Below are 23625 nucleotides of genomic sequence, written 5' to 3' on the forward strand. Positions count from 1 at the left end.
CGTCGGCTACCGAACCCAACTTTCGTCCGGTACCCAACTCCTATCCTGTTCCTATGAGCACAGACACGGCCGTCGCCGTCGTGCATCCGCGTCGGGCGGTGATCGACCGGGCGTGGCGCACGATCGGGCCTGGTGTCGAGGTGCTCAGCGGTGACGACGGCGGTCCGTTGCGGCGCACGGTGAAGCGGATCATCGACCCGTTGGTGCTGCGGTTGCGCTCGAACACCCAGTTCTCGGCGCCGTTCGTGGCGGCCGAGGTCGCCGAGGCCATGCACGACGTGATCGTCGGCCAAGCCGCCCAACTACGCGCGGCGGCAGCATGGTTCGAGCTGCTCAAACGTGAGCGCCGGCGGTTGCGGATCACCAGCGGCAACGCCCAGGAGCTGTACTTCCCTGTCTGTTTCGAGCTCGCGGTGACGAAAGGTCAACCCGTCCATCCAGATTCCGGCGCAGCCGAGGCGGTGCTCCGCGATGTCCACGCCGACAGGGACCGCACCGCGATCGAAGTGCTGAACACCTATTCGTCCGACGGTCTCGTCATCTCGGAACTGTCCGATCAGCTCCGATCGAGCTGGAGCGATGTGCGGGCCGGGACCGAGATCACCGGCCCGTTCCTGGCCGGGCTGACGACTGTGCTCGGCGCCGCCGACAGCCACGGTGCGTCGGCGGCGCGCCAACGGGTATGGCAGGCGCTGATCGCCGACGCGACGCCGTACAACTTCGGGGCGGCGGCGCACGAAGACGCGGCACACCTCCCGTGGTCGATCGTGGCTCTTGGCCTCAGTTCCGTTGAGCCGCAGGTCCCCCCCGCCGTCATCGGTGGTCCAGACAGCGAGCGGCCGCTCAATCGAAACGTCATCGACCGGGTACGCGCGACGCTCCGGCGCGCGCTGGATCGCGACGAACTGCCCGACGTCCCGATGCTGTGTGAGGAAGAGGTCGACCGGTGCTGCGCACCATGGGGACTGCTGGCCGAGGACAAGCAGGCGACACTGGTCGCCGGGATCGAGGTCGCGGTGGACCTGGCCCCGCTGTCCGAAACCGCGACAACGCGATACGAGCTCGGCCGCCAGATCCAGGCGCGGCTTCGCAAGGAAGCGTACGTGCTGCACGCACGTCGCTACCTGGCCGACGGCGGACCGATCCATCCCCGCCAGCAGCAGGTGATCGACGACCTCGCGACGTTCGCGCGCCCCTACCTGAGCCGGCTGTGGGCGCGCCTGCACGGCCGCGACGTGTGGCAGGAGCCCTGCGACGACGTCGACGATGTTCGGGCGCTGTTGGAGGGCGTCGCACGGTCGGTGAGTCTTGACCACCGGCAGCGCATCAAGAACATGCTGGAACTGCAGGTGGCCGGATGAAGCTGATGTCTGATTCCGGACTGTGGAGCACGGGCCCCTCGGTAGCGCCCTCTCCGCTGCAGGCGGTCCTCGAGGTCAGTGGGGCGGTGCTGACGTGGCCCGTGGACGACCCGGGCGCGGATCCTCAGATCACGTTCACCGACGCGAGCCGAGCGGACTGGCTGTGGCGCGTGCTCGGCGAGACGGGACATCGCGCGGTCGCGGCGGCAGTCGATCACGCCCCACCCGAAGAGTCACACGCTGTCGACCTGAACGACGTCGACGTGTTGCCGGGTTCGCTGGATTCACTGCGCCGGTTGGCTTTCGGGCATTGGCTCCGGCGGTGGTGGCCGGCGAGTCAGCGCGACGGGATCGCGACTCTGGACGGGGCGTTACTGGACGCCGAGATCGCGATACTCACCGCGAGTGCGGAGGATTTCTTCTCCGACGACACCTTCGACTCGGATGTGGCCGAGATGGTGAGGCCGCATGTCGGCGCTCTCAACGCCCATGTCCAAGAGGGTGATCCGCGCATCGTCGAGCTGGTCGAGAAGTGCGCGGACCTCGCCGATGAGGTGGGGATCGCGTTCGACGCATTGGCTCAGCCCGCCCGGCGGGACGACTATGCGCTCGCCGCGGGCGGTGAATTCGGACGGACTACATCGACGACTGTGGCGAGGGGTGTCGATTCGGTCCAGTGGTCCGCGGTGCCATCGGGAGTCTTCGATGCGGCCGAGAACACCGTCGAGTGGAGCGTCGAGACCGGTACCGGGGAGGTGACGGCGATGGCGCGAGTCGCATTGTCGGGCCTCGGGTCGCCCAACGGCATCGTCGTCCGGCTGCGCTCCGGCCCGTTCGGCGGTGACGGCGAGCTCGGCGCCGACGGGCGTGCGGCGTTCCCGGTCGTCGACTCCCATCAGCAGTCGATATCGGAATCGACCGCATGGGGCCATGATTGGCGGGCGACCACGCTGACAATCGGGGCGGATGCAGGGGAACCGGCACAGACCCGCGATCGTGTGAGGGAATTCGCGCGGTCGCGGCTGGCCTCGCCGGCCGCCGACGCTTTTCTGGCCGAGATCCTGGCCGCCGAATCGGACTACTGAGACTCGGGCTTGCGCATCGATTCGCGAATCTGCGCCAACCGCTCGGCGGCCGCGCGTTGCCTGGCGTCGTACTGCTCCTCGACGGTGCGGCCCTCCGGGGTCTCGGCGTCGAGTTCGGCAGCGCCGATCGCCGTGCCGTAGCGCGTCTCGATCTTCTCGCGTACCGATTCGAAAGTCGGCACGCCCTGTGCGGTATAGCCCGTGTCGACGACCGGTTCGGACACGACGGCTGGGGCCGGCTCCGCAGTTGCTTCCGGCTCCGTGGTGGGTTCGTCCGGCATGCGGTCCACGCTACCCGCTACTTCGCGGACGCCTGGACGACCGGCGGTGGCTGCGGTGGCGCGGGCAACGGCACCGGCGGAGCCCCCGGAGTGCGGAGTTGACCGGCCAGCCAGGGCAACGCCGTCGCGAATGCGTGCGCCGCGAAGGGCCAGTCGTGGGCACCGGGCTGGGAGACGACCGCGCAGGTGATCCCCTTCGCGTTGCCCAGCGCGCACAACGAGTTCGCGGCGGAAGTCTGGGCCGGGGCGGCCTGAGTGTTGATCGCAAACCAACCCGCGACACCGCTGTATGTGCCGTGCCGGTTCATGACTTCGGTGGGATTGAAGGACGCATAGGCCGCAGCATTGCCGCCGAACAACCGGGAGATGGTCTCATCCATCGTCCCCGCATTGGGGCCGAGGTCACCCGCGATGTCCTCGAATGCGCTGAACATGTCGGGGTGCATGACGGCCAGATCGACGGCGCACGTACCGCCCATCGACCACCCCGCGATGCCCCAGTTTTCCCGCTTCGCACTCACACCGAAGTTCGAAACCATATACGGAACAACCTCTTTAGTCAGATGGTCGGCGGCATTTCCCCGACTGCCGTTGACGCATTCGGTGTCGTTGTTGAATGCGCCGACCGCGTCGACAAAGACGAGCACCGGCGCATTGCCGCCGTGGGCGGCCGCGAAGTCGTCAGCGGTGGTAATCGCGTTGCCGACCCGCGCCCAGTCGGCGGGCGTGTTGAACTCCCCACCGATCATCATGATGGTCGGCATGGGTGGCGGAGGGTTGGTCGCGTACCAGGCCGGCGGCAGATAGACCAATTCGCCGCGATGCCGGAACCCTGACTTGGAGTCGCCGATCTGTACGGCCACGACCGTCCCTTTCGGGGGAATCTGATGGTTGCGCTGCAATGCCGCCACGGTCACCTGATCCGTCTGATCGGGCAGCGGGCCAGCGGTCAACTGGTTCCACGCGCTCTCGACGGTGGGGCAATACCCGGTCCAGAGGTCCACCGCCAACGCGGCACACAACAGGCATAGCGGAAGTGCTGAGGCCGCTATGCCCCGGCGCCACCACGCCGCCCCGCGCCAGCCGGCGATCAACACACCTGCAGCGGCACCAGACAACCCGATCCACACCCAGAGCCCGTCCGGTGCCGGGTTATCCGCAAACCCCTGCGAGTCGACATACCAGTGTGCGGTCGCCGTCAGGGCGACCCCGCACACCGCCGCCAACGGTAACCACAGGGAGCGGCGCCTCTGGATGCCCCACGCAATCGCGGCCAACACCGCGATGCCGGACAGGACCTGGATCGTGATGGGAATCCAGCCGTGCAACAAGGACAGGTGGTGGTGCCGCAACATCTCTCGTAACGTCACGGACACAAGAGTGACTGCCGAACCTTGGTGCCCGCTGTGGAGCAGCTGTTAACGGGGTTTGGCCAGGGGGAAGGGCAGCGTCTCGCGGATGCTGCGGCCGGTGATGAGCATAACGACACGGTCCACGCCCATGCCTAGACCACCCGTCGGCGGCATCGCATACTCCATCGCCTGCAGGAAGTCCTCGTCGAGCTCCATGGCCTCCGGGTCGCCGCCCGAGGCCAGCAGCGACTGTTCTTGCAGTCGCCGTCGCTGTTCGACGGGATCGGTCAACTCGCTGTAGGCGGTGCCCAGTTCGACGCCCCACGCCACCAGGTCCCAGCGCTCGGCGACACCGGGGATGCTGCGGTGCGGTCGAGTCAGCGGTGACACCGACGTGGGGAAGTCCTTGTAGAACGTCGGCGCCTCGGTGCGGTCCTCGACCAGGTGCTCGTACAGTTCCAGCACCACGGCGCCGGTGTCCCAATGGGTCAGATACGGGATCTTCGCGCTGTCGCAGAGCCTGCGCAGCGTCGTCAGGTCCGTCTCGGGCCCGATCTGTTCTCCCAAGGCCTCCGACACCGCGCCGTGCACGGTCTTGACCGTCCATTCGCCCGAAATGTCCACGGGTTCCAGCGTGCCGTCATCGCGGGGGCGCATGAAGACGTGCGCACCGTTGGCGGCCTGCGCGGCGTTCTGGATCAACTCCCGGCAGCCGTCGATCCACACGTTGTAATCCGCGTGTGCCTGATAAGCCTCCAGCAGCGTGAACTCGGGATTGTGGCTGAAGTCGACGCCCTCGTTGCGAAATGCCCTGCCCAGCTCGAAGACCCGCTCGACACCACCAACGCACAGTCGTTTCAGATACAACTCGGGGGCGATGCGCAGGTACAGGTTGAGGTCGTAGGCGTTGATGTGGGTCAGGAACGGCCTGGCGTTGGCGCCGCCGTGGATCTGCTGCAGGATCGGCGTCTCGACCTCCAAAAACCCTTTGCCGACCAGGGTTTCACGGATCGCGTGCAGGACACCGCTGCGGGCGCGGATGAGATCGCGAGCCTCGGAGTTGATCGCCAGGTCGACGTAGCGGGCGCGTACCCGCGCCTCCTGATCGGTCAGCCCCTTCCACTTATCGGGCAGCGGGCGCAGGCACTTGCCGATCAACCGCCAGCTGAGCACGATCAGCGACCGGGTGCCCTTCTTGCTGTAGCCCATCGTGCCCGACACCTGAATCAGATCGCCCAGATCGATGGCGTGCGTGAAATCTACCGTCGTACCCGTTTCGAGCTGCGAATTGTCAAGCAGCAGTTGAACTTCCCCGGACCAATCGCGCAGCTGCGCGAACAGCACGCCACCGTAGTCGCGGATACGCAGGACCCGGCCCGCGACGGTCACCGTGCCCGCGCCCTCGGATTCGATCGCCGCGAGGATTGTGTGGCTGGGTTCCTGCCCGACGGGGTAGGCGTCGATTCCGCTGTCCTGCAATGCCTTGAGCTTGGCCATCCGAACGCGAACCTGTTCGGGCAGCCGGGACTGTTCCTCCTCATCGAGCCCGACTTGGAGCTTGTCGACATCGGGGGCCGTGCCGTCGTGGTGCAGTAGGCCGCGGTCGACGATGCTCTGCGGCACCGCGGTGTGATGGCCGGTGTGCGGCTGTTCATGGCGGCGCGAGAACGGCAGCACGAGGAAGCCTTCGGCGATCACCGATGCCACCCCGACGCGGGGGACCAGCCGCGCGTCCTCGTAGCACGCGTAGCGCGGTACCCACTCGGGCTGATACTTCATGTTCGAGCGGTACAGCGTCTCCAGTTGCCACCAGCGCGAGAAGAACACCAGCAGAGCGCGCCACAGCCGCGCGATCGGTCCGGCGCCCAGCTGGGCGCCTTGTTCGAATGCCGAGCGGAACATCGCGAAGTTCAGCGAGATACGGCTCACGCCAATACCTTCGGCCTGCATGCACAGCTCGCTGACCATCAGCTCGATGGTGCCGTTGGGGGATTGGGGTGAGCGACGCATCAGGTCCAGCGACGCGCCGTTGGCGCCCCATGGGACCAGCGAGAGCATCGCGACGACCTGGTCACCGCCGGTTCCTGGCTGAACGGCCTCGACGAGCATGCAGTCGCCGTCGGCCGGGTCGCCCAGCCGGCCCAGCGCCATGGAGAAGCCGCGCTCGTCGTCGGTGTCGCGCCAGGAGTCGGCCCGCTGGACCACGGCGGCCATCTCGTCGGTGTCGAGATCGCGATGCCTGCGGATCCGCACCGTGGTTCCCGCGCGTCGTGCGCGGGTCACCGCTTGCCGCACCGCGCGCATGTCCGGGCCCGACAACCGGAACGTGTCCGGGTACAGGATCGCCTCGTCGCCGAGTTGCAGCGCGTTCAGGCCGGACGCGCGGAACGCCTCGGCACCAGTCGAACTGGCGCCCATCACCCCTGGCGCCCAGCCGTAGTCCTGGCACAGCGACAGCCACGACTCGATTGCCTGGGGCCACGCTTTGGGGTCGCCGATGGGATCGCCGCTGGCGAGACAGACACCGACCTCAAGGCGGTACGTGATCGCTGCGCGGCCGTTGGGCGCGAACACCACGGACTTGTCGCGGCGCGTCGCGAAGTAGCCCAATGAGTCGTTCTTGCCGTACAACTCGAGCAACCCGCGGATAGCCGACTCGTCTTCACCGGTGAGCGCGTTCTCCGCCCGTTGGGACTGGAACAACACGATCGCAGCCACCATCAGCGCCAGCGCGCCGAACAGACCGAGGATCGCGTTGATGAGGACGTGCGGGTGGCCGGTGAACGAGTCGGAGCTGGCGCCTGCGAACGCGCCCACCCGGTTCAGTGCGTAGAAGAAGCGGTCCTCGCGGGCCAACGTCCCCGGGAAGACCTCGAGCAGGCCCCATCCGATCAGGATGCCGACGATCAGCGCGGCGACGAGTGTCGCAGCAGCTTTGATCAGCGCGCCGCGGCGCACCTTGGCCCAGAACTCCTTGCGCGCCAGCACGAGGAACGCGATGGCGGCGACGTGGAAGGCCAGACCGATGATCTCGCCGCTTTCCTCCAGCCACGATTCGTCGCCGGAGACCAGGTCGCCGATGTTCCAGCCGACCGCCGCGACCATGTATCCGACGAGGATCCACCACGCGATACTCTTCCGGGCCGCCAGCGCGGCCGCCAGCAGCGCCAGCACGAACGCCCACGCGAAGCTGGTGTCCGGGAAGTTGAAGACGTAGTCGTTGACGAACTCGCGGGGCACCTTGATGAGCGACCGGAAGAACGGCGAAACACTCGCGAAAAGCGACAGCGTGGCGATGATGCCGACCGTCCAGCCGGCCGCGGCTGGCACCCACCTGAACGCCGAGCTGCGGCGCGTCTTCGCCGTGCTCGCTGGGCCGGCCGCGCTAGTCACCGTCATAAGGCGCGAGGATATTCGCTCGAACCGTGAAATTGGTGGTACTGGCTACCAGACCGGGCCGGTGTACTTCTCGCCCGGACCCTGACCCGGCTCGTCGGGGACGGCGCTGGCCTCGCGGAACGCCAGCTGCAGGCTCTTCAGCCCGTCGCGCACGGGCCCAGCGTGCGGGCCGAGGTACTCCGCAGAGGCCTTCACCAGCCCCGCGAGGGCGGTGATCAGCCGTCGCGCCTCGTCGAGATCGCGGTGCGGGCTCTCGTCGGGGTCCTCGTCGGCCAGCCCGAGCTTCTCGGCCGCCGCGCTCATCAGCATGACCGCCGCCCGCGTGATGACCTCGACGGCGGGGATATCAGCCAGCTCGCGGGTCGGCTGCTCGGCCGCCGGTTCGGGCGATGCGGGATCCTGAGTCATGCCTGGTAGACTCCCATGCGCGACCGTCCCGGCGTACGCCAGGGACAGCAAGTGGAGTCCCACTCCCACCGCTGACCGTACCGGCTCAGTGGTCCGGTCACAGGCATCCGATGCCTGTCCTGGTCGGCTATGGGCCCTGCTTTGAGCAGGGCTTTTCTGTTCATTGAACAGAGGGCTGATGGTGTGGGCTCCATGGAGCTGCACAGGACAACATAGGAGGCCCCATCAGCACTGAGACCCGCGTCAACGAGCGCATCCGCGTACCTGAAGTCCGTCTGATCGGACCAGGCGGCGAGCAGGTAGGCATTGTGCGCATCGAAGACGCTCTCCGCGTCGCCGCGGATGCCGATCTCGACCTTGTCGAAGTGGCCCCAGATGCCAAACCCCCGGTTTGCAAGATCATGGACTACGGCAAGTTCAAATATGAGACGGCGCAGAAGGCGCGCGAGTCTCGCAAGAACCAGCAACAGACCGTCGTCAAGGAACAGAAGCTACGACCCAAGATCGACCCGCACGACTACGAGACCAAGAAGGGTCACGTCGTCCGCTTCCTGCAAGCGGGGTCGAAGGTCAAGGTGACGATCATGTTCCGCGGACGCGAGCAGTCGAGGCCCGAGCTGGGTTACCGACTCCTGCAGCGGCTGGGCGCCGACGTCGCCGATTACGGCTTCGTCGAGACGTCGGCCAAGCAGGACGGCCGCAACATGACGATGGTGCTGGCACCGCACCGCGGCGCGAAGACTCGCGCCAAGGCGGCGCACGACGCCGACGCTCCGGCCGCGCAACGCGCACAGCCCGCCGAGAGCGCACCGACCGAAACACCACAGAACTGAACTGAGGACATATGCCCAAGGCGAAGACCCATAGCGGCGCTTCCAAGCGGTTCCGGGCCACCGGAACCGGAAAGATCGTGCGCCAGAAGGCCAACAAGCGGCACTTGCTCGAGCACAAGGCGAGCAAGCGCACCCGTCGGCTCGACGGCCGCACCGAGGTGGCTGCCAATGACCGCAAGCGTGTCAAGAAGCTGCTCAACGGCTGACAGCCCCACGCTCCCTGTACGACCTGAACGAAGAGGAATACCCCCATGGCACGCGTAAAGCGCGCAGTCAACGCCCAGAAGAAGCGGCGCACAGTACTCAAGGCATCCAAGGGCTACCGCGGTCAGCGGTCGCGGCTGTATCGCAAAGCCAAAGAGCAGCAGCTGCATTCGTTGACCTATGCCTACCGTGACCGGCGTGCCCGCAAGGGTGAGTTCCGCAAGTTGTGGATCTCCCGGATCAACGCGGCGGCCCGCGCCAACGACATCACCTACAACCGGTTGATCCAGGGCCTGAAGGCCGCCGGCGTCGAGGTGGACCGTAAGAACCTTGCCGAGATCGCCGTCAGTGACCCCGCCGCGTTCACCGCGCTGGTCGAGGTCGCCAAGGGTGCGCTGCCCGCAGATGTGAACGCACCGTCGGGCGAGGCTGCCTGACGGAGGGCAGGAGCGAAGCGACACGGCAAGTGTCAACGCTCACCGAACGCTCCGCCCGCGTGGCGGCAGCGATCAAGCTGCACCGCCACGTCGGACGACGACGCGCCGCCCGCTTTCTCGTCGAGGGACCCAATCTCGTCGAGGCTGCGTTGCGGCGCGGACTCGTCTCTGAGGTCTTCGCCACCGAAGCGGCCGCGGCGCGATTCGATGCGTTGCTGACCGGCATACAGGTGGAATTGGTGACCGACCGTGCCGCAAAGGCGTTGTCGGACACCGTCACTCCGGTCGGCCTTGTCGCCGTGTGCTCGGTTCCCGAGACCTCGCTGCACGATGTGCTCGCCGATTCGCCGCGACTGGTGGCCGTCGCGGCGGAGATCTCCGAGCCCGGCAATGCAGGCACGCTGATCCGCATCGCCGACGCGATGGGTGCCGACGCCGTCGTGCTCGCCGGCCACAGCGTAGATCCGTACAACGGCAAGTGTCTGCGTGCCTCGGCCGGGAGCATCTTCTCGATCCCGGTCGTGTCCGAAGCGGACGCCGCCGCGGCGGTTTCGGCGATCGGTGCGGCTGGTCTCACCGTCCTGGCCACCACGGTTGACGGCGAAACATCGCTCGACGACGCGGAACTCGGTGATCCGACGGCATGGTTGTTCGGGCCCGAGGCCCACGGCCTGGCGGCCGAGCTGGCCGAGCTGGCCACCCACCGGGTGCGAATTCCGATGCCGGGCAACGCCGAAAGCCTCAACGTCGCGTCGGCGGCCGCCATCTGCCTGTACCAGAGCGCGCGACAGCAGCGCGGCGGCTAGTTGGCTTTGAGTAGCTGCTCGGAGATCTGAACCATCAGCTTGCGCGGGGTGATCCGGTAACCGGTGGCCAGCAGAGCGTTCCGCCAACCCGACACCACGGTCGGGGTGGACTTATCCAGCGCCGCAAGCGCAGTGTCGACAACCTGCTTGGGTGTCTGCCTGCCGTCGGTGAGGAATTCTTCCCCGGTCCTCGAGAAGAACTCCGTCTCCGTTGCACCCGGGCACAGCGCGAGCACCCGCACGCCGGTTCCCTTGCACTCCTGCCAGAGTGCCTCCGAGAACGACAGCACGAATGCCTTCGTCGCGCCGTAGACCGCCATACCCGGTGTCGGCTGGAACGCCGCCGTCGAAGCCACATTGATGACGACGCCATGGCCTGCGGCCGTCATGGCGGGGAGATAACACGCCGTCAGGTCGACCAGCGTGCCGCAGTTCAACTGGATCTGCGCGGAATTCGCGGCAGCGTCCTGTCCGGCGAACTTGCCGTGCAGGCCGATACCGGCGTTGTTCACGAGAATGTCGATCGTCCTGCCGAGGTCGCTGACTCTCGACGCCAGGTCGGGGCCGGAACCCGGCACGGCGAGGTCGGCGGCGACCACGTCGACCGTGAGATCGGGATGACGCTGCGTCAGCGTGTTACGGAGCTCTTCGAGTTTCTCGGCCCGCCGCGCGACCAGTACGAGGTTCACCCCGCGCTTCGCGAACTGGATGGCGAATTCCTCGCCTATGCCTCCGCTGGCTCCGGTGATCAACGCTGTCTTGCTCTTCAGGTCCACGCGATTCTCCTCCGACTGCCGACGGCACCAGGCTAGTCGGGTTGTCGTACCCCCGTGCGATCGTCTGCGCATGAGCGACTCGCTAGAGGTGCGGGGGATCGACCTTCGCTACCTCCTCACGGCCTACCTGTTCGATCACGGTCCCGCGACGGTCGACGAACTGGTCGACGCGCTGACGTATCACGGCTTCCGGCCGGCCGGGCGCGCGTCGAAGTCTGTGTCGGAGGCGCTGCGCTGGGAGATCTTTCAGCGCCGGGCAGTGCGGTTGCGCCGCGGTCGGTACCGTCCCGGGACGATGCCGCAGGCGACCGAGCACCGGATCTACACCCGCGTGCGGGCGTTACATGACGAAGTCGCCGAGATGTCGCGCAGAGGTAGGCATCTGCGACACCCACCCGGACAGCCGGCCGCCTAGCGATCGCTCAGCAGCCCCCGCGCGACGTGGGTGATCTGCACCTCGTTGCTGCCGGCGTAGATCATCAGCGACTTCGCATCGCGTGCGAGCTGCTCGACGCGGTACTCGGTCATGTACCCGTTGCCGCCGAAGAGCTGCACCGCATCCATCGCGACGTCGGTGGCGGCCTGCGAGCAATACCACTTGATCGCGGATGCCTCGGGCAGCGAGATCGCCTTGCCTTCGGCCGCCGACTCGATGACCCGGAACAGGATGTTGCGCACATTCATTCGCGCGACTTCCATATTGGCCAGCTTCAGTTGTATCAGCTGGAACTGGCCAATCTCCTGGCCCCACAGCGTCCGGCTCTTGGCGTAGTCGACGCACAGCCGGAGGCACTCCTCGATGACGCCGAGCGACATCGCAGCGACGCCGATCCGCTCGGCGGAGAAGTTCGACTTGGCGCTCGCGCGACCGTCACCGGACTCGGAGTCCTCCGTCTCGCCGAGTAGGCGGTCGCGACCGAGCCGAACGTTGTTGAAGAACAGTTCTCCGGTACGTGAGCTGTGAATGCCCATCTTGCGGAACGGCTTTGACTGGACGAAGCCTTCCATACCGCGATCCAGGACGAATGTCAGCACCTTGCGGTCACGCTTGGGGGCGCCGTCACCCTCGTCGAGTTTCGCGTAGACGACGACCACGTCGGCATCGGGCCCGTTGGTGATGAACGTCTTCTGGCCGTTGAGGATGTAGTCGTCACCGTCACGGACGACATATGACTTCATGCCGCCGAATGCGTCCGAACCCGAGTCCGGCTCGGTGATCGCCCAGGCGCCGATCTTGTCGTAGGTGACCAGATCGGGCAGCCAGCGTTCCTGTTGGGCCAGCGTGCCCTTGCCCATGATGGTCGGCACGGTCAGACCGAGACTGACGCCCATTCCGGTGACGATGCCCATCGACACTCGGCACAGCTCGCTGACCACGACGAAGCCCATCCCGCCGGAGCCCTCGCCGAACATGCCACCGCCGGAGGACTTCTGAGACGATCCGCCACCCTCGCGCAGCCTTGCGAGCCGCTTGTTGAGGGACTCTCGGGACATCTCGGCGATACCGAACGTCGCGAACAGCTTGCGGATGAGGGGATACGGCTCCATGTCGCCGTCTTCGAGGTCGTCGACATGGGGGCGAATCTCTTTATCCACGAACTCGCGCACGGCGTCACGCACGGCAAGATCAACGTCAGTCCACTCCAGCATGCGCTCTAGGCTGCCTTACCGCGCCCACGCGCCGGACGCAGCCCCGCCAGCGAGAACGTGGTGTGCACCAAAGACCCTGCTCGGTCCAGCAATGACTTCCGCTGAGGCACGTAATGCATGGGGAGGCCATGGCGGTCGCGGGGTGGCGCCATGAACGCGGGCGCCTCGACCAACGGCGCGTCTTCGCGCAGCTTTCCCTGGGCCCGGCGGTAGGCAGACAACGCGCGCGGATGGAGCCGGATCTCGTCGGGCACCGCCACGAACGCCAACTCGACAAGCTTTCCGAAAATCCGAAGCAGAACCTCGTCACCGGGCGTCCACCGCATGCCGGCCTTCTCACGCACCGCCGGGTCGAACAGACCCGCGGCGATCCATCGCTGCGCGCCGACCATCGGTTTGAACAGCTGATCCCAGATCGGCGTCGGCATCAGCACGAACCACGGCTTGGGGATGCGGATCGTGAAGATGTCGAGCGTCGCGCGATTGATCTCCAACTCGTCGCGACACTTGGCGTCCCAGTACTCGCAGAACTCCTCCCAGGTGTCCGGAACGGGCCGCATGCTCATGCCGTACATCCGGTACCACTGCACGTGTTCGTCGAACAGCTGCCGCTTTTCGGCATCCGTCAGACCGCCGCAGAAGTACTCGGCGGTCTTGATGATCAACATGAAGAAGGTCGCGTGCGCCCAGTAAAACGTCTCGGGATTGAGCGCGTGGTAGCGCCGGCCTTCGCCGTCGACGCCCTTGATCGTGTTGTGGTAGCTCTTGATCTGCTGACCGGTCTGCGCAGCGCGATCACCGTCGTAGACGACGCCCATGATGGGGTAGACCGAGCGGGCAACGCGCTGCAGCGGCTCGCGCAGCAGGATCGAATGGTCTTCGACGCCGGCGCCCAGTTCGGGATACATGTTCTGGATCGCCCCGATCCAGACGCCGAGCATGCCGGTCCGCAGGTCGCCGAAGTACTTCCACGTCAACGAGTCGGGCCCGAGCGGGTCGCCGTGATCGATGGCTCGTCTGGCGTCGTTCGATGTCGATCTCAGGGTCATCGGTTTCCTCGCTGAATCCAACCCACTCGTAGACCTCACGATAGTGTTGACAACACGCGTTGTCTACGATTTGCGGGGTGTGGCGGCACAGTGTTACTCACGCTCCACATGCCCGCGGCTCGGCCGTGACCAGCCGGTTTATCGGCAAATTGACGCTCAACTAGGCTAGCGCCTGTGGATGATGTCGAGTCGATCGACGACCGATCCGGCACGCAGTCATCCGGACCCGTTGCGTGGCTGAAGAACACCAACCACAGCCCGTCCGTCATCGCCTTCCTGCGACGTGCCCGGCGCGCACTACCCGGTGATCCCGAGTTCGGTGATCCGCTGTCAGCGTCCGGGGTCGGCGGTCCAAGCGCTGCCGCCCGCGCCGCCGATCGACTGCTGCACCGCGAGGCCGCCTCACGTGAAGTCAGCCTGGGCGCTCTGCAGGTATGGCAGGCACTGACCGAGCGAGTGTCGGGCAAGCCCGCCTACCAGGAGGCGACGATCGTGTTCACCGACTTGGTGGGCTTCTCGTCGTGGTCTCTGACTGCGGGTGACGACGCCACCCTCAAACTCCTTCGTCGCGTGTCTCAAGTCATCGAGCCGCCGTTGCTGGAGGCAGGCGGCCAGATCGTCAAACGGATGGGCGACGGCATCATGGCGGTGTTCTCCCAACCATCGACGGCGGTTGCCGCGGCAATCAAGGCTCGCGAGGGAGTGAAATCCCTTGTCGTGGACGGCTACACGCCACGGATGCGCGTCGGAATCCACACGGGCAGGCCGCAGCGGATCGGCTCGGACTGGCTGGGCATCGATGTGAACATCGCGGCGCGGGTGATGGACCGGGCGACCAGGGGCGAATTGGTGGTGTCTGCGGCCACATTGGACGGCATCGCCGACGAAGACATCGAACTGCTCGGCGTGGAGGTCAAACGGCTGCGCAAGCAGGTCTTCGGGGTCAAACAGGACGGCGTGCCCCCCGATCTCGTGATGTATCGGTTGAAATCCCGCAGGTCATTCCCAGGAATCGACGAGGAAGACGAAGAGCCACCCGGGGCATAGTTGGCACGCATGTTGTGCGCTGCGCTGTCCCGGTTAGCGCGGGTCCGAGTCACCGTGGCGTACGCGGTGATCGTGACCGGCGTGACGCTGGCATTGGTGGAGCTCGGCCCGCAGGTACAGGACCGAGTGATCCGCCACGTAAGCACAAATCTGCACAATCTCAGCCACGGGCACATCGGGACCCTGCTCGGCAGCGCGTTCGTGATCGATGCCGGGCCGATCTACCTCTGGCTGCCGGGGCTGGTGTGTCTGTTGGCCGCAGCGGAGTTGACCTGGCGCAGCGGCCGGTTGATCGTCGCCTTCGCGGTCGGACACATTGGCGCCACGGTGTTGGTAGCGGTCGGTCTCACCGCTGCGGTGGGATGGGCCCTACTGCCCGGTTCAGTTGCTCGCGCAACCGATGTGGGGATGAGTTACGGCGCCTCGGCCGTCCTGGGCTCGCTCACGCCCGCGATTTCGCGGCGGTTGCTGCCGGCGTGGATTGGGTGCTGGCTGGCCGTTGCGGTGGCCGTGGTCGTCGTCGGTCGCGATTTCACCGATGTCGGCCATGCGGTGGCCCTGATCCTGGGGATGGCGGTGTCCACCCGGTTCGGCCGCCCGCAGCCGTGGGTGCCGTGGTGTTTCGTGTCGTTTGTGGTGGGCGCGTCCTTCAGCTATCTGGTGGTGGCAAGCACGTCGTTGGTGATCGTGACGGCGTCAGGTCTGCTGGGTGCCTTCATCTTCGAGACGGTGGCGCGATGGCGCACTGCGTCGCAGAAACCGGACATGGCCGAGGTTCGGGCGCAGCCGCAGGGTGGCATCACCCCTGTGGGAATGTCGTCGCCGCGCCGATGATTGCTACATCCAGACGCTGGATTTCGCGCTCTCCCGCGGCCGGGCCAACGGGTGGTCGGACCCCAGCAGATCGCTGGTGATGATGCTGCAGAAGCGGTACATCGGCAGGTCGAAGATGCGGTTGCTCATCGGTTCTTCGATGAAGTGCCCCAGCCGTTCGGCGATGACGAAAACGGCGATGAGCAGCAGGCCGATGACGATGCTGCCGACGTGATGGCCGGTGGAATCAAGTCGGTTGAACGCCACAATCCCGAAGAACCAGGCCAGCAAGCGGATGAACATGTCGTAGTGGATGGGGATGGGCTGGTTGCGGATCCGCTCTAACCCGCTCTGCGCGGCGACGAGGGCCGTGTTCAGGGACATCAGCATCACCCGGCTGTCGGTGTCGAGCTGGTGCTCCCGGACCAGAACCTGGACCTCGCGGGCCTGACGGGTGAGCAGGTCGGTGGCGCTGATGTCGGCCGGGTCCTCGGGGGTCAGTTCGACGACGCCGGCCGGCGGGGCGACGCCACGAAGCTCGCTGGCCAGTTGCCACGCATGGCGCACCTGCCGGCGACGCAGGCGGTCCAGCACCGGGGCGGCAGCGGCAGACCCGCCGTCGACACTGCACAGGCCGTTGTGCAACGCCCGGCAGTGGATGATGACGCCACCCCACAGCGTGCGTGCCTCCCACCATCGGTTGTAGGCGTTGCTGTTGCGAAAGCCGATGAAGATGGTGGCCCCGATACCGAGAACCGACAGCACCGCAGTGGCGCTCTCCGCCTGGACCGCGTCGGGGATGGGCACCATGAGCGCGGCGATCGCGAGTATGACCAGCAGGTCAAAGCGCAACTCCCACAACACCAGCGCCGTCACCTTGACAGGCCCTGTGCGGCCAACCGACCGGATCATCGGAGTGACTCCTTGACGAAGGTGCACTCGTCCTCGAGCGTGTCCACCATGTCGGGAATGCTGACATTGAGTCGGCGCAGCGCACGGTAGGCCAAGTTATGGGTGGACCGGCTCCCCAGTCCGGCCTCGAAACTCTCATTTCGGTAGACCGCCATCTCTTCGTCGAGGGCAGAGAACCGGGTGCACTCGAAGGCAGTGGAGTCCTTCTGATAAGCCAGGACCAGGTCGTTGTACTTGGCGATGAAACCTTCTATGTCGGCCGTCATCTGCGTGCGGTCGAAGTTGTCCGGTTGTTTGGTCGGCATCACGACCCATCGGCCCTCGGTGATCGAGTACTGGCCCACACCTGGCTGCGGTTGGTAGCTCTCGCTGCGGTCGGTGTGAAAACTCACCTCGACAGGTACCCCGTAGAACCGGATGCGGCCCTCCTGCCTGCGTTCCACGTCGTCGTTGAGAAGGTTCAGGATCGGCGACAGTTCTGCCGATGTCATCGATTCGGCAGTGACGAAGACATGGACGCCGAAGTCTGATGCGTCGTCGTACTCGTAGGAGGCATTGCTGCCAAAAAGATCCACACCCGTCACCGTCAGTCCCTCGATGCCGGCGTCGGCGACGATCCTGTCGACAACGCGCAGCGACGCATCCCGCACCTCGGACTTCATTTGGGTGCCCTTCCAGATGCGGGGGTCAAGCTCAGCGGGAAACGTGGTGACGGCCTCGATGGCTTGTGCGACAGCCTGTTCCGAGCCGTCAGCGAGCGGAGCCACGACCGACTGCGTTGCCGACCCGCACGCGGCGACCCCTACAAGGGCGGCGATAGCGGCGAGCGCTCCCGACGCGCGGATCACTGGAATGCCTCGGCGGAGGCCGTGTGCCAGTCCGAGCGCCAGGATTCCGGTGCGTGCTCCAGCAACTGGCCCGGCGTCAGCCATTCGTATATCTCTGCATAGGTGAGTGAGCGCTGGCCTTCGACGCGGCGGTTGAGCATCGCGGGGGCGAGCTCGTCGAATCCGTCCAGGCCCATCGACGCGACGATCTGCGCCGCGCTTGCGACGGTTGCGCGCTGGAAGTTGAACACTCGGGTGGTCTTGTCCGGCACATCGAGTGCGCGGGCGCGCGTCGGGTCCTGGGTGGTCACCCCGGTCGGGCAGTGGTTCGTGTTGCACTTCATGGCCTGGATGCAACCTACGGCGAACATCATCGCCCGCGCCGAAAGCGTGAAATCTGCGCCCTGACATACCCGGCTCACGATGTCGACGCCACTGGCCACCTTGCCCGACGCTCCGACCTTGACGAGACCGCGCAGACCGGTGCCGACCAGGCTGTTGTGGACGAGCATCAAACCGTCCGTCAGCGGCATCCCGACGTGGTCCTCGAACTCCTGGGGCCCCGAACCCGTCCCGCCCTCGGAACCGTCCACAATCACAAAATCCGGTGCGATGCCGGTCGCCAGAATCGCCTTGCAGATCGACAGGAATTCGGTGCGGGCGCCGATGCACAGCTTGAACCCGACCGGCTTGCCGCCCGACAGTCGCCGCAATGTCGCGAGGAACTGCACGAACTCCGTCGGTGTGGAGAACGCGGTGTGCGCGGGCGGCGACACGACCGTGCGGCCGACCGGGACACCACGGGTCGCCGCGATTTCGGCGCTGACCTTCGCGCCCGGCAACAACCCGCCGAGCCCGGGCTTGGCTCCTTGCGACAGTTTGACGGAGACTGCTTTGACGGACGGGATCGTCGCCTTCTCGGCGAATATTGCGGCGTCGAACCTCCCGTCGGCGTCGCGACAGCCGAAGTAGGCTGAGCCGATCTCCCAGATCAAGTCGCCGCCGCCGCGGAGATGATAGGTACTGATCCCGCCTTCGCCGGTATCGTGGGCGAACCCGCCGCGCGCGGCCCCGCCACTGAGTGCCTCGATGGCGTTGCCCGAGAGCGCGCCGAAGCTCATCGCCGAAACATTCAGCAGCGCAATGTCATACGGCTGAGTACACTCCGGGCCGCCGAGACGTACCCTCGGATTGAGGTCATCGGCGAACCGTGCCCGGATCGAATGTCGCAGGTATTCGTAGCCGATGGCGTTGACGTCTCGTTCCGTGCCGAACGGTTCGTCGCCCTTTGTGCCCTTGGCCCGCTCATAGACCATGTCGCGGGTTTCCCGATCGAACGGTGACGCCTCGGTATTGGATTCGATGAAGTACTGACGGATCTCGGGCCGGATGAGCTCCATCAGGAAACGGACGTGTCCGAGGATTGGATACAGCCGCAGGATCGTGTGTCGCGGCTGCACCAGATCCCACGTGCCGAGCGCCGCGAGCGAAAGCATCGCGGCCGCGGGCAGTGCCCACGCCCCGTGCCACATCACAGCCAAGTAGCCGAGCGCCGCTCCAGCGACCCCGATGCCGGCAACGATCAACGGCCGGATCAACACGGCGTGAGGGTATCGCGCCGACGAGAAAAGCGTGCAAAGCGTCCTCGGGGGATCGCCTATGATCGCCGGGTGGCTGAGCAGCCCATAGACATGACCGTGTTGTCCGGGGAAGCGCTGACCGAAGCCGTCAGCGCGGCTCGGCATGCCTTCGACGCGGCAGGTGACCTCGACGCGCTGGCCCGCGCCAAGACCGAGCAGCTGGGCGATCGCTCGCCCATCGCGCTCGCCCGCCAGGCGCTCGGGTCCCTGCCCAAGACCGAGCGCGCCGACGCAGGCAAACGTGTCAACGTGGCGCGCACCGAGGCGCAGCAGGCTTACGACGAGCGGCTCGCCGCGTTGCGGGCCGAACGCGACGCAGCCGTGCTGATCGCCGAGCGCATCGACGTGACGCTGCCCTCGACCCGTCAGCCGGTCGGCGCGCGCCACCCCATCACGATCCTGGCCGAGCACGTCACCGACACGTTCGTCGCAATGGGCTGGGAGCTCGCCGAGGGGCCCGAGGTCGAGACCGAGCAGTTCAACTTCGACGCCCTCAACTTCCCGCCCGATCATCCCGCGCGTAGCGAGCAGGACACCTTCTACATCGCGCCCGACGGATCACGCCAGGTGCTGCGCACACACACCTCACCGGTCCAGATTCGCGCGCTGCTGGAGCGCGAGCTGCCGGTCTACATCATCTCGATCGGGCGCACATTCCGCACCGACGAACTGGACTCCACCCATACCCCGGTCTTCCATCAGGTGGAGGGACTTGCCGTGGACAAGGGGCTGACCATGGCCCACCTGCGCGGGACACTCGACGCGTTCGCCCGCTCGGAATTCGGGCCGCAGGGCCGTACTCGATTCCGTCCGCACTTCTTTCCGTTCACCGAACCGTCGGCCGAGGTCGACATCTGGTTCGAGAACAAGAAGGGTGGCCCCGGCTGGGTCGAGTGGGGCGGCTGCGGCATGGTCAATCCGAATGTGTTGCGCGCCTGCGGTATCGATCCCGAGGTGTACTCCGGTTTCGCGTTCGGGATGGGGCTGGAGCGCACTCTGCAGTTCCGCAACGGCATCCCCGACATGCGCGACATGGTCGAGGGCGACGTTCGGTTCTCGCTGCCGTTCGGGGTTGGAGCCTGATGCGCCTGCCCTACAGCTGGCTGCGCGAAGTCGTTCAAGCCGGCGCTCCAGGCTGGGACGTGCCGCCGGAGGAACTCGAGCAGACTCTGATCCGGATCGGCCACGAGGTCGAAGAGGTCATCCCCGTCGGACCCGTCACCGGTCCATTGAGCGTCGGCCGGGTTGCCGAGATCGAAGAGCTGACCGAATTCAAGAAGCCCATCCGCGCCGTCAAGGTCGATGTCGACGAAGACGAGTTACGTGACATCGTGTGCGGAGCAACCAACTTCGCGGTCGGTGACCTCGTCGTGGTTGCGTTGCCCGGTTCGGTGCTGCCGGGCGATTTCGCCATCGCGACCCGCAAGACGTACGGCCGCACGAGCGACGGCATGATCTGTTCGACCGCCGAACTCAATCTCGGCACCGACCATTCCGGCATCCTGGTGCTGCCGGAAGGTACCGCGGAGCCGGGTACACCCGCCGCGGACGTGCTGGGCCTCGACGACATCGTGTTCAACCTGGCGATCACCCCGGACCGCGGCTATTGCCTCTCGATTCGCGGGATGGCGCGCGAGATCGCCAACGCGTACGACCTCGACTACGTCGATCCGGCCGACATCACCCCGCTACCCGCCGAGGGCGATGCACTGCCGGTGACGATCGACCCGGGCACCGGTGTGCTCCGCTTCGGACTACGGCCGGTAACCGGCATCGATCCGAAAGCGGTGTCGCCGTGGTGGATGCAACGGCGGTTGCTGCTGTCGGGCATTCGTGCCATCTCGCCGGCGGTCGACGTGACCAACTACGTGATGCTCGAACTCGGGCATCCGATGCACGCACACGATCGCAGCCTGATCACCGGCGGCTTCCGGGTGCGTTTTGCCGAACCGGGCGAGACCGTAGTCACGCTCGACGACATCGAGCGCCGCCTCGATCCGGCCGACGTGCTCATCGTCGACGAAGTCGCCACGGCGGCGATCGGCGGCGTGATGGGCGCGGGCACCACCGAGGTGCGCGACAGCACGACAGATGTGCTGCTCGAAGCCGCGGTATGGGATCCGGCCGCCGTTTCGCGCACGCAGCGGCGCCTGCATCTCAACAGTGAGGCGGGCCGCCGCTACGAACGCACCGTCGATCCGGCGATTTCGGTCGCCGCCCTGGATCGCTGCAGCACGCTGCTGGCCGAGATCTCGGGTGGCACAGTCGAACCCACGCTGACGGACTGGCGGGGCGATCCGCCTCGCGATGACTGGTCGCCTGCGCCGGTCAGCATGGCGATCGATCTGCCCGATCGCATGGCCGGTGTCGACTACGCGCCGGGCACCACGGAGAAGCGCCTGACGCAGATCGGCGCCGATGTCGTCGTGAAAGACGGTCAGGTGACCGCGACGCCGCCGAGCTGGCGCCCCGACCTTCGTCAGCCTGCCGATCTCGTCGAAGAGGTACTGCGGCTAGAGGGCCTCGAGGTCATCCCGTCGGTGCTGCCGCTCGCGCCTCCCGGTCGCGGCCTGAGCGCGACACAGAAGCGCAGGCGTGCGATCGGAAAGTCATTGGCGCTGGGCGGTTACGTGGAGATCCTGCCCACCCCGTTTCTGCCCGCAGGCGTGTTCGAGCAGTGGGGCCTTCCGGCGGACGACGCGCGACGAGCCACGACGCAGGTGACCAATCCGTTGGAGGCCGACCGGCCGCAACTGGCCACGACGCTACTGCCCGGGCTACTGGAGGCGTTGGGGCGCAATGTGTCCCGCGGGGCCGTCGATACCGCGTTGTTCGCGATCGCCCAGGTGGTCGAGCCGACGACGGAAACGCGCGCCGTGGAACTCATTCCGACCGACCGTCGCCCCACCGGGGACGAGATCGCCTCGCTCGACGCGTCGCTGCCGCACCAGCCGGAGCATGTCGGTGCGGTGCTGGCCGGCCTGCGCGAGCCGGCGGGTCCGTGGGGTCGAGGCCGACCCGTCCACGCCAGCGATGCGTTCGAGGCGGTGCGCCTCGTCGGCCGCGCCGCCGGAGTGGAACTCTCGCTGCGGCCAGCGCAACACCTGCCGTGGCATCCGGGCCGCTGCGCCGAGGTCGTCGTCGGCGACACCGTCGTCGGATACGCGGGCCAACTGCATCCCGCCGTCGTCGAGAGGTCAGGTCTGCCCGCGGGCACCTGCGCTGTCGAGCTGAACCTCGACGCCATCCCGCTCACCGAGTCGCTTCCCGCACCGGCCGTTTCGCCGTTTCCCGCGGTGTTCCAGGACATCGCGCTCATCGTCGGCGAGGACATCGCGGCCCAGGATGTCATCGATGCGGTCCGCGAGGGCGCCGGTGAGCTGCTGGAGGATGTTCGGCTGTTCGATGTCTACACCGGGCCGCAGATCGGCGAGGGCCGCAAATCGCTGGCGCTCGCGCTGCGGTTCCGGGCCGCCGATCGCACGCTCACCGAAGACGAGGCCAGCGCCGCGCGGGACGCGGCCGTTGCGGCGGCGGCCGATCGCGTTGGAGCCGAGCAGCGCCGCTGATTTCGGAGTAGGACGGTAGGCATGATTGAAGTACTGCACGACATGCCCGCAGGCGTCGTCGGCATCCGTGTTTCCGGCAAAGTGACCGGCGACGAGATCAGCGCGTTCAAACCCGAGATGGAGAAGCTGCTCGGATCCGACGAACTCAGGATCGTGGAAGTCATCGCGCCCGACTACGCCGGTTTCGGGCGCGGCGGTCTCATCGAGGACCTCAAGCAGGGATTCGGCACACTCATCCAGCATCATTCGTCGTTCAAGCGCGTTGCGGTCGTCACAGATAAGGAGTGGGTCGGACACACGGTGCATGCGGTGGGCTGGATGGTGCCCGGCGAACTCGAAGTGTTCGGCCTTGACGATCTCGAGCGCGCCAAACAGTGGGCCGCAGGCTGACCCGTCAGGGCGAAAGACGAAACGGCGGGTACGCGTCGGTGGCGAGGACGAACGCGTAGGCGATGACGCGGTTGTTCCACCGCAGCACGCCGACGACGAATTCGAACATCCCGCGGGGATAGTGGCCGGTGAAGAGGATCGCGAACCACGCGATCACGGTCACGACGCCGGCCACCAGGTTGAGCACCGCCAGGACGAGGTAGTGGGGGAGGGCGAGCAGCCACTTGACCAGTGGCAGCCAACGGCTGAGGTGAAACGCGTCGGGATACGGCACGTCGAGGTGGACGGCCTGCTCCTCATCGGTCGACGGGTATTCGTCGCGCAACAGCAGAAGGTAGGCGTTGACCCGGTTGTGCAGCCGCAGCAGCTGCAGATTCCAGTCGAACCACCAGCGGGGGTATTTCCGCCGGAAGAGGATCATCAGCAGCGGCGGCGCGACGAGCAGACCCGCGACCGCCATCAGGTTGGGCACCGTGATGCGGAAGTACGGTTCGACGCCATACGTCGTGGTCAGCGTCTCCGCGCCGACCAGAACCGCCACGACCACCAGGATCGGGATGGCGAGGATAAGCCGGAACACCGTCGAGGCGCGGCTGAGGCGTGGGGGGTAGTCGACCGAGTAGGTCAGCGGATAGCCCTGGCCGGGCGGTCGGCCCACGGCGGCTTGCGATGCGACGGCATTGTCCATGAATGACACCTCCAACGTGGGCAACGGGGAAACGGGGTGGACGGTTCAATGCCAGGCCAAAGAATCTATTTGCAACTCAATGCATAACCATGCAGAAT

Annotated in this window: 22 protein-coding genes and 1 pseudogene; 12 read left to right on the top strand and 11 right to left on the bottom strand. The window is 66.3% G+C overall.

Annotated elements, in window-relative coordinates; translation table 11 throughout:
• Positions 1-53 precede the first annotated feature (53 nt).
• Together AB4Z42_RS22770 and AB4Z42_RS22775 are read left to right on the top strand one after the other, a co-directional pair.
• A complete protein-coding gene (locus tag AB4Z42_RS22770; protein ID WP_442011482.1) occupies positions 54-1361 on the top strand; it encodes a hypothetical protein in 1308 nt (435 codons plus the stop codon).
• Positions 1358-2446: a hypothetical protein gene (locus tag AB4Z42_RS22775; protein ID WP_442011483.1), complete on the top strand. Its 1089-nt coding sequence runs from the start codon at positions 1358-1360 to the stop codon at positions 2444-2446. The genes AB4Z42_RS22770 and AB4Z42_RS22775 overlap by 4 nt, the downstream gene beginning before the upstream one ends.
• On the opposite strand, the gene AB4Z42_RS22780 is transcribed toward AB4Z42_RS22775, so the two are convergent.
• The 4 genes from AB4Z42_RS22780 to AB4Z42_RS22795 all read right to left on the bottom strand — a co-directional run bounded on the left by AB4Z42_RS22780 (position 2440) and on the right by AB4Z42_RS22795 (position 7886).
• The gene (locus AB4Z42_RS22780; protein ID WP_442011484.1) at positions 2440-2727 is read right to left on the bottom strand and encodes a hypothetical protein; all 288 of its coding nucleotides are present in this window, start codon (positions 2725-2727) and stop codon (positions 2440-2442) included. The genes AB4Z42_RS22775 and AB4Z42_RS22780 overlap by 7 nt on opposite strands.
• A gap of 17 nt (positions 2728-2744) precedes the next feature.
• Positions 2745-4082: an alpha/beta hydrolase gene (locus tag AB4Z42_RS22785; protein WP_442011536.1), complete on the bottom strand. Its 1338-nt coding sequence runs from the start codon at positions 4080-4082 to the stop codon at positions 2745-2747.
• Positions 4083-4145: 63 nt separating this feature from the next.
• Entirely contained in the window at positions 4146-7478 is a 3333-nt protein-coding gene (lysX, locus tag AB4Z42_RS22790; protein WP_442011485.1) for a bifunctional lysylphosphatidylglycerol synthetase/lysine--tRNA ligase LysX, read from the bottom strand.
• Between the two features lie 45 nt (positions 7479-7523).
• A complete protein-coding gene (locus AB4Z42_RS22795) occupies positions 7524-7886 on the bottom strand; it encodes a DUF1844 domain-containing protein (protein ID WP_442011486.1) in 363 nt (120 codons plus the stop codon).
• A 224-nt stretch (positions 7887-8110) separates the two neighbouring features.
• Here AB4Z42_RS22795 and infC point away from each other — a divergent pair, with 224 nt between their 5' ends.
• The 4 genes from infC to AB4Z42_RS22815 are packed head-to-tail and all read left to right on the top strand — an operon-like array spanning position 8111 to position 10166.
• Positions 8111-8719: a translation initiation factor IF-3 gene (infC, locus tag AB4Z42_RS22800; protein WP_176561154.1), complete on the top strand. Its 609-nt coding sequence runs from the start codon at positions 8111-8113 to the stop codon at positions 8717-8719.
• Positions 8720-8730: 11 nt separating this feature from the next.
• Positions 8731-8925, top strand: coding sequence for a 50S ribosomal protein L35 (gene rpmI, locus AB4Z42_RS22805; protein WP_442011487.1), 195 nt, complete (start codon positions 8731-8733; stop codon positions 8923-8925).
• A gap of 45 nt (positions 8926-8970) precedes the next feature.
• Positions 8971-9360: a 50S ribosomal protein L20 gene (gene rplT / locus AB4Z42_RS22810; RefSeq protein ID WP_014212878.1), complete on the top strand. Its 390-nt coding sequence runs from the start codon at positions 8971-8973 to the stop codon at positions 9358-9360.
• 59 nt (positions 9361-9419) lie between these two features.
• Entirely contained in the window at positions 9420-10166 is a 747-nt protein-coding gene (locus AB4Z42_RS22815) for a TrmH family RNA methyltransferase (RefSeq protein WP_442011537.1), read from the top strand.
• Here the strand turns inward: AB4Z42_RS22815 and AB4Z42_RS22820 are convergent.
• Positions 10163-10942: an SDR family NAD(P)-dependent oxidoreductase gene (locus tag AB4Z42_RS22820; protein ID WP_442011488.1), complete on the bottom strand. Its 780-nt coding sequence runs from the start codon at positions 10940-10942 to the stop codon at positions 10163-10165. The two genes, AB4Z42_RS22815 and AB4Z42_RS22820, sit on opposite strands and share 4 nt — an antisense overlap.
• Positions 10943-11012: 70 nt before the next feature.
• Between AB4Z42_RS22820 and AB4Z42_RS22825 the strand changes: the two genes are divergently transcribed.
• Positions 11013-11357 carry a hypothetical protein gene (locus AB4Z42_RS22825; protein ID WP_442011489.1) on the top strand — a complete coding sequence of 115 codons (345 nt, stop codon included), beginning with the start codon at positions 11013-11015 and terminating at the stop codon, positions 11355-11357.
• Here AB4Z42_RS22825 and AB4Z42_RS22830 read toward each other — a convergent pair.
• Together AB4Z42_RS22830 and AB4Z42_RS22835 are read right to left on the bottom strand one after the other, a co-directional pair.
• Positions 11354-12592 (bottom strand): acyl-CoA dehydrogenase family protein, encoded by a 1239-nt coding sequence (locus AB4Z42_RS22830; protein WP_442011490.1) that lies wholly within the window; start codon positions 12590-12592, stop codon positions 11354-11356. The two genes, AB4Z42_RS22825 and AB4Z42_RS22830, sit on opposite strands and share 4 nt — an antisense overlap.
• A gap of 5 nt (positions 12593-12597) precedes the next feature.
• Positions 12598-13641, bottom strand: coding sequence for an oxygenase MpaB family protein (locus AB4Z42_RS22835; RefSeq protein ID WP_442011491.1), 1044 nt, complete (start codon positions 13639-13641; stop codon positions 12598-12600).
• 174 nt (positions 13642-13815) lie between these two features.
• Here AB4Z42_RS22835 and AB4Z42_RS22840 point away from each other — a divergent pair, with 174 nt between their 5' ends.
• A complete protein-coding gene (locus AB4Z42_RS22840; protein ID WP_442011492.1) occupies positions 13816-14688 on the top strand; it encodes an adenylate/guanylate cyclase domain-containing protein in 873 nt (290 codons plus the stop codon).
• Between the two features lie 9 nt (positions 14689-14697).
• Entirely contained in the window at positions 14698-15522 is an 825-nt protein-coding gene (locus AB4Z42_RS22845) for a rhomboid-like protein (RefSeq protein WP_442011493.1), read from the top strand.
• A 3-nt stretch (positions 15523-15525) separates the two neighbouring features.
• On the opposite strand, the gene AB4Z42_RS22850 is transcribed toward AB4Z42_RS22845, so the two are convergent.
• The 3 genes from AB4Z42_RS22850 to AB4Z42_RS22860 all read right to left on the bottom strand — a co-directional run bounded on the left by AB4Z42_RS22850 (position 15526) and on the right by AB4Z42_RS22860 (position 18772).
• Entirely contained in the window at positions 15526-16413 is an 888-nt protein-coding gene (locus AB4Z42_RS22850; protein WP_442011494.1) for a bestrophin family ion channel, read from the bottom strand.
• Positions 16410-17180 (bottom strand): hypothetical protein, encoded by a 771-nt coding sequence (locus tag AB4Z42_RS22855; protein ID WP_442011495.1) that lies wholly within the window; start codon positions 17178-17180, stop codon positions 16410-16412. The genes AB4Z42_RS22850 and AB4Z42_RS22855 overlap by 4 nt, the downstream gene beginning before the upstream one ends.
• Before the next feature lie 77 nt (positions 17181-17257).
• The gene (locus AB4Z42_RS22860; RefSeq protein WP_442011538.1) at positions 17258-18772 is read right to left on the bottom strand and encodes an FMN-binding glutamate synthase family protein; all 1515 of its coding nucleotides are present in this window, start codon (positions 18770-18772) and stop codon (positions 17258-17260) included.
• A gap of 138 nt (positions 18773-18910) precedes the next feature.
• On the opposite strand from AB4Z42_RS22860, the gene pheS reads away from it, so the two are divergent.
• The 3 genes from pheS to AB4Z42_RS22875 are packed head-to-tail and all read left to right on the top strand — an operon-like array spanning position 18911 to position 22839.
• Positions 18911-19963, top strand: a complete 1053-nt coding sequence (gene pheS, locus AB4Z42_RS22865) for a phenylalanine--tRNA ligase subunit alpha (protein WP_442011496.1) — start codon at positions 18911-18913, stop codon at positions 19961-19963.
• A complete protein-coding gene (gene pheT / locus AB4Z42_RS22870) occupies positions 19963-22449 on the top strand; it encodes a phenylalanine--tRNA ligase subunit beta (RefSeq protein WP_442011497.1) in 2487 nt (828 codons plus the stop codon). Before pheS ends, pheT begins: the two co-directional genes overlap by 1 nt.
• Positions 22450-22470: 21 nt before the next feature.
• A complete protein-coding gene (locus AB4Z42_RS22875) occupies positions 22471-22839 on the top strand; it encodes an STAS/SEC14 domain-containing protein (protein ID WP_442011498.1) in 369 nt (122 codons plus the stop codon).
• 13 nt (positions 22840-22852) lie between these two features.
• Here the strand turns inward: AB4Z42_RS22875 and AB4Z42_RS22880 are convergent.
• Positions 22853-23113, bottom strand: a pseudogene (locus tag AB4Z42_RS22880) (DUF4389 domain-containing protein); the annotation flags it as partial.
• Positions 23114-23625: the final 512 nt, after the last annotated feature.

The organism is Mycobacterium sp. 2YAF39 (assembly GCF_052114565.1).
GTDB lineage: Bacteria > Actinomycetota > Actinomycetes > Mycobacteriales > Mycobacteriaceae > Mycobacterium.

What these genes read in the sequence shown, in the direction of transcription:
- AB4Z42_RS22830 (WP_442011490.1), bottom strand. Translation starts at nt 12,592, where the DNA reads ATGCTGGAGTGGACTGACGTTGATCTTGCCGTGCGTGACGCCGTGCGC.
- AB4Z42_RS22845 (WP_442011493.1), top strand. Translation starts at nt 14,698, where the DNA reads ATGTTGTGCGCTGCGCTGTCCCGGTTAGCGCGGGTCCGAGTCACCGTG.
- lysX (WP_442011485.1), bottom strand. Translation starts at nt 7,478, where the DNA reads ATGACGGTGACTAGCGCGGCCGGCCCAGCGAGCACGGCGAAGACGCGC.
- AB4Z42_RS22850 (WP_442011494.1), bottom strand. Translation starts at nt 16,413, where the DNA reads ATGATCCGGTCGGTTGGCCGCACAGGGCCTGTCAAGGTGACGGCGCTG.
- AB4Z42_RS22835 (WP_442011491.1), bottom strand. Translation starts at nt 13,641, where the DNA reads ATGACCCTGAGATCGACATCGAACGACGCCAGACGAGCCATCGATCAC.
- AB4Z42_RS22775 (WP_442011483.1), top strand. Translation starts at nt 1,358, where the DNA reads ATGAAGCTGATGTCTGATTCCGGACTGTGGAGCACGGGCCCCTCGGTA.
- AB4Z42_RS22785 (WP_442011536.1), bottom strand. Translation starts at nt 4,082, where the DNA reads ATGTTGCGGCACCACCACCTGTCCTTGTTGCACGGCTGGATTCCCATC.
- rpmI (WP_442011487.1), top strand. Translation starts at nt 8,731, where the DNA reads ATGCCCAAGGCGAAGACCCATAGCGGCGCTTCCAAGCGGTTCCGGGCC.
- rplT (WP_014212878.1), top strand. Translation starts at nt 8,971, where the DNA reads ATGGCACGCGTAAAGCGCGCAGTCAACGCCCAGAAGAAGCGGCGCACA.
- pheT (WP_442011497.1), top strand. Translation starts at nt 19,963, where the DNA reads ATGCGCCTGCCCTACAGCTGGCTGCGCGAAGTCGTTCAAGCCGGCGCT.
- AB4Z42_RS22825 (WP_442011489.1), top strand. Translation starts at nt 11,013, where the DNA reads ATGAGCGACTCGCTAGAGGTGCGGGGGATCGACCTTCGCTACCTCCTC.
- AB4Z42_RS22770 (WP_442011482.1), top strand. Translation starts at nt 54, where the DNA reads ATGAGCACAGACACGGCCGTCGCCGTCGTGCATCCGCGTCGGGCGGTG.
- AB4Z42_RS22780 (WP_442011484.1), bottom strand. Translation starts at nt 2,727, where the DNA reads ATGCCGGACGAACCCACCACGGAGCCGGAAGCAACTGCGGAGCCGGCC.
- AB4Z42_RS22860 (WP_442011538.1), bottom strand. Translation starts at nt 18,772, where the DNA reads ATGTGGCACGGGGCGTGGGCACTGCCCGCGGCCGCGATGCTTTCGCTC.
- AB4Z42_RS22875 (WP_442011498.1), top strand. Translation starts at nt 22,471, where the DNA reads ATGATTGAAGTACTGCACGACATGCCCGCAGGCGTCGTCGGCATCCGT.
- AB4Z42_RS22795 (WP_442011486.1), bottom strand. Translation starts at nt 7,886, where the DNA reads ATGACTCAGGATCCCGCATCGCCCGAACCGGCGGCCGAGCAGCCGACC.